12 protein-coding genes are annotated in these 12,707 nt (G+C 53.3%); 9 read left to right on the top strand and 3 right to left on the bottom strand.

Going from position 1 to position 12,707, the window contains the following annotated elements; all coding sequences use genetic code 11:
- Positions 1-194: 194 nt before the first annotated feature.
- Together G9Q73_RS10335 and def are read right to left on the bottom strand one after the other, a co-directional pair.
- Entirely contained in the window at positions 195-521 is a 327-nt protein-coding gene (locus tag G9Q73_RS10335) for a methionyl-tRNA formyltransferase (protein ID WP_304956590.1), read from the bottom strand.
- A gap of 112 nt (positions 522-633) precedes the next feature.
- Complete coding sequence (gene def / locus G9Q73_RS10330) at positions 634-1,167, bottom strand: peptide deformylase (RefSeq protein ID WP_177419717.1); 534 nt, start codon at positions 1,165-1,167, stop codon at positions 634-636.
- A gap of 271 nt (positions 1,168-1,438) precedes the next feature.
- Between def and G9Q73_RS20710 the strand changes: the two genes are divergently transcribed.
- From G9Q73_RS20710 to G9Q73_RS10315, 3 genes are all read left to right on the top strand, one after another.
- Entirely contained in the window at positions 1,439-1,936 is a 498-nt protein-coding gene (locus G9Q73_RS20710) for a LysM peptidoglycan-binding domain-containing protein (RefSeq protein WP_177419715.1), read from the top strand.
- Between the two features lie 48 nt (positions 1,937-1,984).
- The gene (locus G9Q73_RS10320) at positions 1,985-2,821 is read left to right on the top strand and encodes a V-type ATP synthase subunit I (protein ID WP_177419714.1); all 837 of its coding nucleotides are present in this window, start codon (positions 1,985-1,987) and stop codon (positions 2,819-2,821) included.
- 281 nt (positions 2,822-3,102) lie between these two features.
- A complete protein-coding gene (locus tag G9Q73_RS10315) occupies positions 3,103-3,357 on the top strand; it encodes a DUF2914 domain-containing protein (RefSeq protein ID WP_177419713.1) in 255 nt (84 codons plus the stop codon).
- 47 nt (positions 3,358-3,404) lie between these two features.
- Here the strand turns inward: G9Q73_RS10315 and G9Q73_RS10310 are convergent, their stop codons facing one another.
- Positions 3,405-5,561 carry a GGDEF domain-containing response regulator gene (locus G9Q73_RS10310; RefSeq protein WP_177419712.1) on the bottom strand — a complete coding sequence of 719 codons (2,157 nt, stop codon included), beginning with the start codon at positions 5,559-5,561 and terminating at the stop codon, positions 3,405-3,407.
- A 163-nt stretch (positions 5,562-5,724) separates the two neighbouring features.
- Here G9Q73_RS10310 and thrS point away from each other — a divergent pair, with 163 nt between their 5' ends.
- The 6 genes from thrS (at position 5,725) to pheT (ending at position 12,544) form a co-directional block, all read left to right on the top strand.
- Complete coding sequence (thrS, locus tag G9Q73_RS10305; RefSeq protein WP_177419711.1) at positions 5,725-7,641, top strand: threonine--tRNA ligase; 1,917 nt, start codon at positions 5,725-5,727, stop codon at positions 7,639-7,641.
- A 70-nt stretch (positions 7,642-7,711) separates the two neighbouring features.
- Positions 7,712-8,230 (top strand): translation initiation factor IF-3, encoded by a 519-nt coding sequence (gene infC / locus G9Q73_RS10300; RefSeq protein WP_177421400.1) that lies wholly within the window; start codon positions 7,712-7,714, stop codon positions 8,228-8,230.
- A 45-nt stretch (positions 8,231-8,275) separates the two neighbouring features.
- Entirely contained in the window at positions 8,276-8,473 is a 198-nt protein-coding gene (gene rpmI, locus G9Q73_RS10295) for a 50S ribosomal protein L35 (protein ID WP_177419710.1), read from the top strand.
- A 23-nt stretch (positions 8,474-8,496) separates the two neighbouring features.
- Positions 8,497-8,856, top strand: a complete 360-nt coding sequence (rplT, locus tag G9Q73_RS10290) for a 50S ribosomal protein L20 (RefSeq protein WP_177419709.1) — start codon at positions 8,497-8,499, stop codon at positions 8,854-8,856.
- Positions 8,857-9,006: 150 nt separating this feature from the next.
- Positions 9,007-10,032 (top strand): phenylalanine--tRNA ligase subunit alpha, encoded by a 1,026-nt coding sequence (pheS, locus tag G9Q73_RS10285; RefSeq protein ID WP_177419708.1) that lies wholly within the window; start codon positions 9,007-9,009, stop codon positions 10,030-10,032.
- A gap of 130 nt (positions 10,033-10,162) precedes the next feature.
- On the top strand, positions 10,163-12,544 hold the full coding sequence (gene pheT, locus G9Q73_RS10280; RefSeq protein ID WP_177419707.1) for a phenylalanine--tRNA ligase subunit beta: 2,382 nt from the start codon (positions 10,163-10,165) through the stop codon (positions 12,542-12,544).
- Positions 12,545-12,707 lie beyond the last annotated feature (163 nt).

Below are 12,707 nucleotides of genomic sequence, written 5' to 3'. Positions count from 1 at the left end.
TGGTACTTCGTTCTGGTTGCATATTGCTTGTCGTCCTCCGTAATCGGACAGCATTGTGGATGTGCAGCATGGGCGGTATCGAGTCCAGCCTCCATCTGCATGATAGCGACCCCCAGCTCATGTCTTCGGCAAAATGGCCGCTGAATCGGCGCCGCACCACGCCAGCACTGGCAGCAGGGAGGCACGTAGGATGTTCATCCACAAGCCAGGTCGTAGCGCATCAACACTGCCTGGGGTAACAGCAGACCATAGGCCACCACGACCATCAGATCCGCTTGCAGGGCAGCCAGTTCGGCCTGCTCTGTTTCGCCCTTGAGACTCTTGGGCTGGCGCACCTCGATCCCATGTTCAAGGGCCAGTTGTTTTACCGGGCTTGCCATCAGCTTGCGCCCGCGGCCCGCCGGCCGATCGGGCTGAGTGTAGACTGCCACTATCTGGTGCTCGGTTTGCAACAATGCCTGCAGTGCCTCGGCTGCAAACTCCGGGGTGCCTGCAAAGATGATCTTCAGCGTATCTGTCATCATTTTGTTCCTGAATTATCTCCTGTCGCCAGACAACCGGCCACTTTGAGAACAACGTCTCAGCAGTCGGGATGATGACGAACAACTATTATCTGACCCAATGGGCATAAGTTCAGATCACCTGATGTGAACCGTCTGCATCCACCACCTTTTGACGGCTCTCCTTCTCCAGCCGTTTGCGGATGCGCTGACGCTTGAGACTGGAGAGGTAATCGACAAACAGTTTGCCGTTCAGATGATCTATCTCGTGTTGAATGCAGACCGCCAACAGATCATCCGCCTCCATCTCGAAGGCTTCGCCGTCGCGGTTCAAGGCCCGGACACGCACCCAGGAGGCGCGAGTGACCGGTTCGTAAATACCAGGTACCGAGAGGCAACCCTCTTCCATCTTCTCCTCTCCTTCACGCGCCACTATTTCCGGGTTGACCAGGCAGAGCGGCTCATTCCTCTCTTCCGAGATGTCGATCACCAGCACCCGTTTTGTCGCATTGACCTGGGTCGCCGCCAAACCGATTCCGGGGGCTTCGTACATGGTTTCAAACATGTCATCCACCAGGCGGCGAACGGAGTCATCCACTTCCGGCACGGGCTTGGCCTTATTGCGCAGCCGGGGATCGGGGAAGTGGAGTATGTCGAGAATGGCCATCGGTTTTCCAGAATCTGCCGGGATCATGCCCGGTGTAAAAAGTTATTCAGTGGCTTACAGACACAGGCCGACAAACATGGCACTGTGTGATTATCAAGTTTCCATCTTACCGGCCGAAACCTCTCTTGGAGCGGTTTTTCGAGACCCAGTTATAGAACAGTTGCAAGAAATTGCGCTAACATTATGATCATATTGGAATCTGCGGGCAATTTCCGGCAACAAATAACCTTTTACAGTCTACCGGATTCAGATCTCAGCCAAAGGAATCATCATGCCTTATTTTAGCCACAAACTGCTGGGAGTCATCCTCGGCCTTCTCATCTCCGGCCAAGTCTTGTCCGTTGCGGCCGTGGAGTTAAACCCTGCGCACCCGGAAAGTTATGAAGTGGTGAAGGGCGATACCCTGTGGGATATTTCAGCCCGCTTCCTGCACGAGCCCTGGCTGTGGCCGGACGTGTGGTACGTCAATCCCCAGATCGCCAACCCTCACCTGATCTATCCTGGCGACAGGATTGTCCTCACCTATAAGGACGGCCGGCCGATACTGAGCCTGCAGAGAGGCTCCCAGCATCTCAAACTCTCCCCCGCTGTACTTCGCTGGTTCATTGATTATTCGTCTCAAGTGACTACCCGCCAAAAAGTCTGCCACGTCACTGGTTGGACGACTGCTTCCGGTCCCTCTGTTATCCGCAAAACTCTGGAAAAAGCGGGCATCAATGCGCTGACAAGGTATCCGACGCCAGCCGTTACTGCGAGCAGCATGATTTAGTGCTCTTTACAATCATGGTGGGGCAAGCCATTTCAGATATTTGCCACTATGCCTGGACAGCCTGGGAAAGGGGAGATCAATCCTTATGTGATCCTGCCATTTGTGGTGCCGTTGTTATTTGGTTTTATGTTCCCTGACCTTGGACATGGATTTGTTTTGGCTTTGCTGGGGTTTGTACTCTCCTTTCGCTGGCCGCAGCTACGTTTCCTCGTGCCATGCGGGATTGCCGCCATGCTCTTCGGCATCGCTTTTGGGGAGGTGTTCGGTCTCGAAGGTTGGATTCCGGTGATATGGTTCAGGCCGCTCCATGAGCCTGTCAGAATTATTGTCATATCATTGGTGCTTGGTAGTGGACTGATACTGATAGGCCTGGTGTTTGCTGCGATTGAGGCGGCTTGGCAGAAGCGGCTGTTAAAGTGGTTTATGGTTGATGGCGCAGTTTTATTCCTCTATATCAGCGCGCTTGTCACGCTGTTTTTCTCGCAAGCGTTTCCACTGATAATTCTGGCTGTCGTGTGGTACATGATTGGCAGTCTTGTTATTCATCGGGATGAGGGTGTTGCGGCACTGCCTGGGATTATTGGGCGTATTCTGCACAGCAGTTATGAACTGGTTGTCAATAGCCTCTCTTTTATCCGGCTGGGTGCCTTTGCACTGGCCCATATGGCAATGTCTTCTGCTGTATTTTCGATGGCAAATTTGATTGAAAGCCCAACAGGGCATTATCTGGTTCTTGTCATGGGCCACCTATTGGTTATTGGTGTCGAGGCGCTGCTGGTTTTTGTGCAAACAACGCGCCTGATTTTGTTCGAATTCTTCATACGGTTTCTGCGTGCGGATGGCCGGGTATTTAGTCCATTGACACCACCTGTAAAAAAACCATAAATATAATGATTTTGTGGTTGTGATCATTTTTCACCAAAGAATTCGCGTTTATACTTTCTCGATATCCTGGGTCATGAGAAAAAGTTTTTGGGAAGGCTAAATTCATGTGCGGTATAAAGCAATGGCGATGTTTCCTTGCAAGGATCTATCTACTCGTCGTGGTGAGCCTTCCAGCGTTCGCTGAGCCACCCGACTCATCACCCATACCTGATGCACGAGTAGCCCGTGCAGTATTTACTTCCGGAATTGAAGCGCGTGAACCTATAGATCGGATGGTGGTATTGGAAAACTCTGCCACCAGCATTTACTTTTTCACTGACCTGCGGCACTTGCAGGGGCGCACGGTTACGCACCGGTGGGAGTTTGATGGCCAAGTGATATCCGAGATCCCCTTCGAAGTGGGTGGACCCCGCTGGCGGGTCTTTTCACTGAAGACCCTGAATCCCAACATGCTGGGAAAATGGACGGTTGTGGTGGTGGATCAGTCCGGCTGGCCGTTGCATGCGTCGATTTTTGAATACAACCCAGCGGAATAGGCAACTGGTTCGTTGAGCCTGACCCCTCATATTCAGGTTGAATAGAGTCAGTTCTCCCCGGCGCTCGCTTTTAAACGATTAAACTCTTGCTCGGCAGCTTGCCGAACCCGCTCTTCCGCCTCTTCCCTGGAGCCTTCATAAGATGGCGCGTCTACGATTTCTGCTGTATTGCTGACATGCGCCAGCTCCAGTGAGTCTTGGACGGGGACGGGGATGGGTTCTTGCAGGACTGTTTGAACGGGCTCAATTTTTTTGATGAGTGACTGCCGGATGGGCTCTGCAGTTGAGCCGAAGATGTCGGTGAAATAGATTGCTGCTCCGATGCTGATCAAGGCAACTGTGAGCAGCGCAAGAAGTAGTGGCCAGTGGTTTTTCGGTGTTGCCTCAATCTCTCTGAATGCAGCTTTGGCGACAGGAACCCCCCTCGGCTGGTGGCTTGCTGCAGGTGTCTCCTGTGGTTTTACTGGGGTCCAATCGATATTGCCGGATTTGAGCTGTTTGACTCTGTGTTCAGCTTCTGCCCGGGCTTTTTGCTCGCTGGCCAGTTGTGCCTCGAACTGTTCATTGGCAGTTTCAAGTAGCGTCTGTAATTGTTCCACCTCAGCTCTGGCGCTGTGTGCCGCTATTTCAGCGGCTTCGGCGCGTTGTCGGAAGGTATCGTTATCCCCCTTCAACTGAGAGTTTTCTTCCTCAATGTGCTGTTGAACCTCCTGTTCTGCCTGAAGCCTCGTGGAAGAGGCTTTTGAGAGCTGGGTATTGGTCAATTCTGCTGCTTTCGCCCGGTTGCGCATCGCTTGATATTCGGCCTGTAGGGTCTGTAGGTCCTCCTCCAGTTTCCGGCGCACCGATACTGATCTGGCCAATTTATCCTGGGACCGTTCCGCAGCTTCTGCCCGCATGCGCAGAATTTCAACTTCTGTACGCAGATTTTCCACTTCCTCTTCCAACTGCCCCCGAGTCTCACTGTTCGAGTCAAGGAGATCGCTTGTGTCTGGCGGGAAGAGGATGGATGCATTTAGATAAGATCCGGAAACTGGATCAGCCGGTTCAGCACTGTGGCTGTCCGGGGTTTCTCCTGGTAAAACAGGTACGCTGTTTAGTGCCGATGAATCCTTCTTGATAATACGGTCACCACCAGCAGTGAGCGCATTGTTCAGCCGTCTCTGAGCAATGACCAGCAGGTCTCTGACCAGAATCCCGGGTTTTATGTCAGGTGCTGCAATACCCAGGCTGGCGGTTATCTTATCTCCGTTGGAGAGTGCGAGTTTCTTGATGCCGTTGAGAATACGTTTACCTTGGTATTTTGCACGAATGTCATTTGTTGCGGGTAGCAGCAGAGCAAACCTGCCTTCACCGAAATAGGCTGCAGTATCTTCTGTGCGCGCCTGTTTCTTCACTAGCTGGGCTGTTGCATTGAGGATTCTGTTAGTCACAGCATTGCTGTTTTGCGCAGCTATTTTCTCGAATTGATCAATCTCAAGCAGAGCCAGTGCCAGTTCGTTTTTGTGTCGGAGGGCAAATGCGAGATCTTTTCTTGCTCGCTGGGTGAAATAGTGCAGATTGGCAAGGCCTGTGACCGGATCGATGATCGATTCATGCTGAAACCTTGCGGCGGCATCGATCATCTTCTGGTGGTTGTTGGCGCATGCCTTGGCGCGTGCAGTGATTTCGATTGGCTGGAACGGTTTAATGATAAGATCGGTTGCACCGCATTTCAGTGCATTGGAGCGGATCTTCTCGTTGTCCTCGTTGCCGGTGATCACCACGAAGGGTGTCTCCCGGATATTGGGGTTTGTTGATTGACGGATTCTGTCGAGCAGGCCGAAGCCATTGAGGTTGGGCATCGACAGATCGGAAAATACGACGTGTACCAGCGGAGCTTCAGTGAGCTTTTCCCAGGCTTCTTCGCCGTCCTTCGTCTCGATTACAGTGAAATCTTTTCTGAGAATCTTTTGCAGAGATGCCCGCACCACCCGGGAATCATCTGCAATCAGAATGACCGGTTTTTCATGGACTTCTTGCGAAGCGGGTGTTTCGAATAATTCTGCGCTCACTGTCTGCATTTGATCTTGCTTGTAGTTGCCGGAATCAAACCATAGCTCCGGATCAATATTGATTATCGGCATAAATCCTGTTTTCTTGAAGTGATGGAAGGCCGACTGCTTCACATTTTTGCCTGTCTGCCTTGGGTAATGGTCAGACATGTGAGGTCTATGCTAAAGTCGCGCATTCTCTGGATCTGGAACATTGGGAGAAGCGGCCAGCCGCTGCATTGCCGATGCTCCATCCAGACGGGCTAAATGATTAATTTTAGCGGTTTAAGATCAAGTGGCCTCTCGTATGGGCTACCACTGATGAGGAGTAGAAATGCCTGTTATTACCCTGCCTGATGGTTCCCAGCGTGAATTCGACCAACCGGTCAGCATTCACGATGTTGCGGCCGATATAGGTCCCGGCCTGGCCAAGGCGGCACTCGCCGGTCGTGTTGACGGTGAACTGCTGGATACCTCTTATATATTGGATGGGGATTGCGAACTGGCTATTGTCACCAGTCGCGATGAGGACGCGCTGGAGCTGATGCGTCACGATGCAGCTCATATCATGGCCCAGTCGGTGCAAGAGCTGTTTCCTGGTACTCAGGTAACCATCGGCCCTGCTATTGAGGATGGCTTTTACTACGATTTTGCCCGCGAAAAGCCCTTTGCTCCAGAGGATCTGGAAAAAATCGAGCAGCGTATGCGGGAGATCGTCAAGCGTGATCTGCCTCTGAAGCGGGAGGTCTGGGACCGTGACGAGGCGGTCAAAAAGTTCGCCGAACTGGGTGAGGAGTATAAGGTCGAGATCATTCAGGACATCATCCCTGAAGGGGAAGAGGTCACCATCTATCGCCAGGGTGACTGGTTTGATGTCTGCCGTGGCCCCCATCTGCCCAGTACCGGCAAGCTTGGCAAGGGCTTCAAATTGATGAAGCTGGCCGGCGCATACTGGCGTGGCAACTCCGACAACGCGATGCTGCAGCGCATCTACGGCACCGCATGGCGTGACAAAAAGGAGTTAAAGGTCTACCTGCACCGGCTCGAAGAGGCGGAGAAGCGCGACCACCGCAAGATAGGCAAGGCTCAGGACCTGTTCCATACTCAGGAAGAGGCGCCGGGAATGATCTTCTGGCATGACAAGGGCTGGAGCATCTACCTTGTTGTCGAGCAGTACGTGCGTGAAAAACTGCGGGATCACGGCTACCAGGAGGTGCGTACGCCACAGATCATCGATCGCAGCCTGTGGGAGAAGTCCGGTCACTGGGACAAGTTTGGCGACATGATCTTCTCCACTCATTCAGAGAATCGGGATTATGCCATCAAGCCGATGAACTGTCCTGCCCACATCCAGATCTATAATCATGGGCTGAAGAGTTACCGTGATCTGCCGTTGCGTCTGGCGGAGTTTGGCTCCTGTCACCGTAACGAACCGTCCGGCACCCTGCATGGTCTGATGCGGGTCCGAAACTTCGTGCAGGACGATGCCCATATCTTTTGCACCGAGGACCAGGTTCTCTCCGAGGTCTCCGCATTCATCGATCTGCTGTTTGAAGTCTATCGTGATTTTGGCTTTGAAGAGATCCTGGTCAAGCTTTCAACACGACCTGAAAAACGTGTGGGCGCAGACGCTATATGGGATAAGGCCGAGAAATCACTTGAAGACGCGCTCAACCATAAGGATCTGGAATGGGAACTGCAACTGGGGGAGGGCGCATTCTATGGTCCGAAGATCGACTTCTCCCTGCGGGACTGCCTCAATCGGGTCTGGCAGTTGGGCACCATCCAGCTCGATTTCTCCATGCCCGAGCGTCTTGGCGCTCACTATATCGCCGAGGACAACAGCAAACAGGTACCGGTGATGCTGCATCGGGCGATACTCGGTTCCCTGGAGCGTTTCATCGGTATTCTTATCGAACACTATGCCGGCGCCATGCCGGTTTGGCTCTCACCGGTGCAGGCCATGATCATGAATATCACCGATCGACAGGCCGAATATGCCGAATATTGCGTCAAACGCCTGCGAGATAACGGCTTTCGGATCGAATCGGACTTGAGAAACGAGAAGATTGGCTATAAAATTCGCGAGCACACGTTAATGCGGGTGCCCTATCTGTTGGTCGTTGGTGACCGGGAAATGGAGCAGGGCACAGTGGCGGTTCGAACGCGCACGGGCGAGGACCTCGGCAGCATGCCGATGGATGAGTTCATAAAGCGTTTGGATGAAGATGTCACAAAGCGTGTGAACTAAGTGGCGCAAGGCACCGGAATGTCGGTGCTTTTCTGCTTATCGGGATTGAAGTTCTTCGGAGGAAACTGTTATCGCTGCACCTAAAAAGCATCGCCTGAATGACCTGATTACTGGCTCGCAAGTCAGACTTGTGGGCGCTGAAGGCGAACAATTGGGTATCGTTTCGTTGGATGAGGCCAAAACGGTCGCCAGCGGGGCTAGTTTGGATTTGGTGGAAATTGTACCTAACGCGGAGCCTCCGGTTTGCCGCGTCATGGATTACGGTAAGTTTATCTTCGATGCAAAGAAGCAGAAACAGGCCGCCAAGAAGAAGCAGAAGCAGGTTCAAGTCAAAGAGATTAAATTCCGGCCAGGGACGGGAATAGGGGATTATCAGGTAAAACTACGCAACCTGATACGTTTCCTGAAAGACGGGGACAAGACCAAGGTGACCATGCGGTTCCGTGGTCGTGAGCACGCGCATCGCGAGCTGGGATTGGAACTCCTGGAGCGGGTGGAAGCCGATCTGGCCGAATATGGTCAGGTGGAGCAGAAACCTGCGATGGAAGGCCGCCAGATGGTGATGGTGTTGGGTCCCAAGAAAAAGTAATCCAAAACGTCATGTGGCGTTACAAATCGCGGAGTTTAGAAAGCAATGCCTAAGATAAAGACCAATCGTGGTGCGGCCAAACGGTTCAAACGCACCTCATCCGGTTCGTTCAAACGAAACGCGTCTCATCGCCGTCATATCCTGACGAAGAAGAGCACTAAGCGGAAGCGCCACTTGCGCTCTCCAGCAACCTTGGCCAAGGCTGACGTAGCAGTAGCACGTCGCATGATGCCATACGCCTAATTACAACGAATCGGATTTGAACAATGCCAAGAGTTAAACGTGGTGTACAAGCACACGCCCGCCATAAAAAGGTGCTTGATGAAGCGAAGGGTTATTATGGTGCCCGTCGCAAAATTTACCGTGTTGCCAAGCAGGCCGTCATCAAGGCCGGTCAGTATGCTTATCGCGACCGCCGTCAGAAGAAACGTCAGTTCCGCGCCCTGTGGATTGTTCGTATCAACGCTGGTGCCCGTGACAACGGTCTCTCATACAGCCGTATGATCAATGGTCTGAACATCGCCGAGATCGAGATTGATCGCAAGATGCTGGCCGATCTGGCCGTACACGACAAGCCGGCTTTTGCCGCGCTGGCAGAAAAGGCCAAGGCCGCTCTCTCCAGCTAAATGCTTGTCGTCGTCCATCGCAATGCGGTGGACGAAATGACTCGAAAAGGGGGAAGGCCTAAAGGCCTTTCCCTTTTTTATTGGTGATGTGTGTATTGATTCGGATCGCATTATGCGTATTCCAATCCACAGGTAAAAGGTTTGCAACAGATGGAATCCCCGCTGGATATCGAACTACTGGTCGGCGAGGCTGAAGCTGCGATTGCAGCGGCTGCCGGATTGGCGGCTTTGGATGAGGTACGGGTTAAATACCTCGGCAAAAGCGGTCTCTTGACCGGTCAGCTCAAGAAATTGGGTACCCTGCCAAAAGAGGAACGCCCCAAAGCTGGACAGGCGATAAACAAGGCCAAGCAGACCCTGCAGGTAGCCATCGATGTGCGTAAAGTGCTGCTTGAATCGCAGGCCTTGGCAGAACGCCTCTCTTCGGAACGGGTCGATGTGACCCTGCCGGGGCGTGGTCTGCAGAGCGGTGGACTGCATCCGGTAACCCGCACCCTCGAACGTATCGAGACCCTGTTTGCCCACGCGGGTTATGAGGTGGTGGAGGGACCCGAGATCGAGGACGACTACCACAACTTCGAAGCCCTCAATATCCCCGCACACCACCCTGCGCGTGCGATGCACGATACCTTCTATTTCGACGCGCATATGCTGCTGCGCACCCATACCTCACCCGTGCAGATCCGCACCATGGAGGAGGGTGAGCCGCCGATGAAGATCATCGTCCCGGGGCGAGTCTATCGTTGTGATTCCGATCTGACCCACACGCCGATGTTTCATCAGGTGGAGGGGTTTCTGGTGGATGAGGATGTCTCCTTTGCCGACCTGAAGGGCGTGATCTACGACTTCCTCAGCAGCTTCTTCGAACGCGAATTGAAGCTGCGTTTCCGTCCCTCCTATTTTCCCTTTACGGAACCCTCCGCCGAAGTTGATATCGAGTGCGTGATGTGCGGCGGTGATGGATGCCGTGTATGCAGTCACACCGGTTGGTTGGAGGTGTTGGGGTGCGGCATGATTCACCCGGAGGTGTTCCGGCACGTCGGCATCGACAGTGAGAAGTACACCGGATATGCCTTTGGCATGGGCGTGGAACGGCTCACCATGCTGCGCTACGGGGTCAACGATTTGCGGCTGTTTTTCGAAAACGATCTGCGGTTTTTGAAGCAGTTTGCATAACAAATTGAAACCGCAAAGGGCGCGAAGATCGCATAGGAAAAGCACTTGATTTCGGAACCCCTGGATTGTGCAGGGTGAAACTTAGCGTTCTTTGCGCCCTTTGCGGTTAAATCAAAAATTAGGAACAACAATGAAATTCAGTGAAGCCTGGCTGCGTGAGTGGGCCAACCCGGAAGTCTCGACGGAAGAACTGTCTGATCAGCTCAGCATGGCGGGTCTCGAAGTGGACTCCGTCGAGCCTGCAGCGCCGGCATTCAGTGGTGTCGTAGTCGGCGAGGTGCTCTCCATCGAGGCCCATCCAGATGCACAGAAGCTGCGCATCTGTTCCGTGGATGTGGCAGGTGACGAGCCGTTGCAGATTATCTGTGGGGCGGCCAATGTCGCCCAGGGTATGCGTGTGCCGACCGCTGTGGTGGGCGCCAGACTGCCGGGTGATTTCAAGATAAAGAAGGCTAAGTTGCGCGGTGTGCAGTCGCTGGGCATGATCTGCTCCGCCAGCGAGCTGGGCTTGGCCGAATCCTCTGATGGCATCATGCCACTGCCGGTGGACGCGCCGGTGGGTGAGGATTTTCGGGTTTTTCTCGGGTTGGAAGATCATGTGATCGATGTCGATCTGACCCCGGATCGTGGCGACTGTCTGAGCTTGCTCGGGATTGCACGGGATGTGGGGGTTATCAACCGCTGCTCTGTGACACCACCGGAGATGCCTGTCATCGCAGCATCCATTGAAGATCGCTTTGACGTGGATGTCTCTGTACCTGATGCATGTCCGAGATATATATGCAGAATAATCAAAGGGATAGATTCTAAATCTGAGACTCCACTTTGGATGCTGGAGCGGTTGCGTCGGGGTGGCATTCGCAGTCTAAGTCCAGTGGTCGATGTCACCAACTATGTTCTGCTGGAGCTGGGGCAGCCGATGCACGCCTTCGACCTGAACCGGCTGAGTGCACCGATCCAGGTACGTTTGGCTAATCCGGGTGAAAAATTGACCCTGCTCGGTGCACAGGAGATCGAACTCAAGTCCGATACGCTGGTGATCGCCGATGGGTCGCATCCCTTGGCGCTGGCGGGCATCATGGGTGGCGAGGGTTCGGGGGTTACAGATACCACTACCGATATACTACTCGAGAGTGCCTTCTTTACCCCTACTGCCATCGCCGGCAAGGCACGTTCATACGGTCTGCATACTGATTCATCTCATCGCTTCGAGCGTGGTGTGGATCCTGCTTTGCAGGCAAAAGCGGTGGAGAGAGCCACAGCATTGCTGATGGAGATCGTCGGTGGTCAGCCGGGACCGATTGTTGAGGTCGCCAGTCCTGACAAAATCGAGGCGCGTCCCGAGATCCTGCTGCGCCACCTGCGGGTCAATAAAATCCTTGGTGTCGATGTCTCAGCGGAGGAGATTGTCGATATTCTCACCCGCTTGGAGATGCAGGTTGAAGTGGTTGATAGCGGCTGGCGGGTCAAAGCACCGAGCTGCCGCTTCGATATCTCTATCGAGGAGGATCTGATCGAGGAGATTGGTCGAATCTACGGTTACGCCAGGATTCCCACCAATCGCGGCATGTCCGGCATGGATATGCGTGGCAAACAGGAGACCGCCTACGATCTCAACCGGGCCAGGCATCTGTTGGTGGCAAGGGATTTTCAGGAGGTCGTTACCTATACCTTTATCAGTCCTGAGTTACAAAAGTCTGTTGATCCGGATCTGTCCGGGGTCAAGCTTGCAAATCCCATCTCGACCGATATGTCGGTGATGCGCACCAGCCTCTGGCCGGGTCTGCTGCAGACCGCCCAATACAACCAATCCCGTCAACAAGACAGGATACGGATCTTTGAATCCGGCCTGCGCTTCCGTCGTGAAGGTGAAAAGATCGCTCAGGATCCCATGTTGGCTGGCCTGATTACCGGCAAGCGGATTGCTGAACAGTGGGGCGCGCAGGCGGCTCCAGTGGATTTTTTCGATCTCAAGGCGGATCTGGCAGCGGTACTTGCACTGACCGGTGATGCCGATGGTTTTGTATTCAAGTCGGCGGAGCACTCAGCGTTGCATCCGGGTCAGACGGCCACCATCGAGTACCATGGGCAGCCGGTAGGCTGGATTGGCATGTTGCACCCCGAGCTGGAGAAAAAACTCGATCTCTCAGGTGCCACCTACCTCTTTGAAATATTATTGGAGAGTGTCGAAAAGGGTCTCCTGCCGGCATTTGAGTTGCTCTCCAAGTTTCCCTCCATCCGCCGTGATATCGCGCTGGTTGTGGACGAATCGGTTACATTTGAAGCAGTGCGTGCCTGTGTTCGTAAGGCAGCTCCCGAGATTGTTAAAGACATTCGTCTTTTTGATGTCTATACTGGGGATAACATAGATTTGGGTCGAAAAAGCCTCGCATTGGGATTGATTTTACAGGAAAAATCTCACGCTTTATTGATAGAAGGACTGAAGGGTGTAGTCCTGCATTACTATATTGTTAAAAGATTGTCTAAAAAAGAGATTCAGTTGCAGTTGTGAGAGAATGGGGATGTATGTCACTTATTAAAGCGGACATGGCCTTTGAGATTGTTCGAGGAACTCGGACTCAGCATGAGAGCCCAAAGGGTCAGGTGGAGATGTTTTTGAGGAGATTCATGGCAGACCCTGGAAGAAGCGTAGCCAGGTGAGAAGCGGGTTTTGA

Origin of the sequence: endosymbiont of Lamellibrachia barhami (genome assembly GCF_011947365.2) — a bacterium.
Taxonomy (GTDB): Bacteria; Pseudomonadota; Gammaproteobacteria; order Chromatiales; family Chromatiaceae; genus QGON01.
Note: the sequence above shows the minus strand (reverse complement) of the source record. Positions and strands in the feature narration are given on the sequence as shown.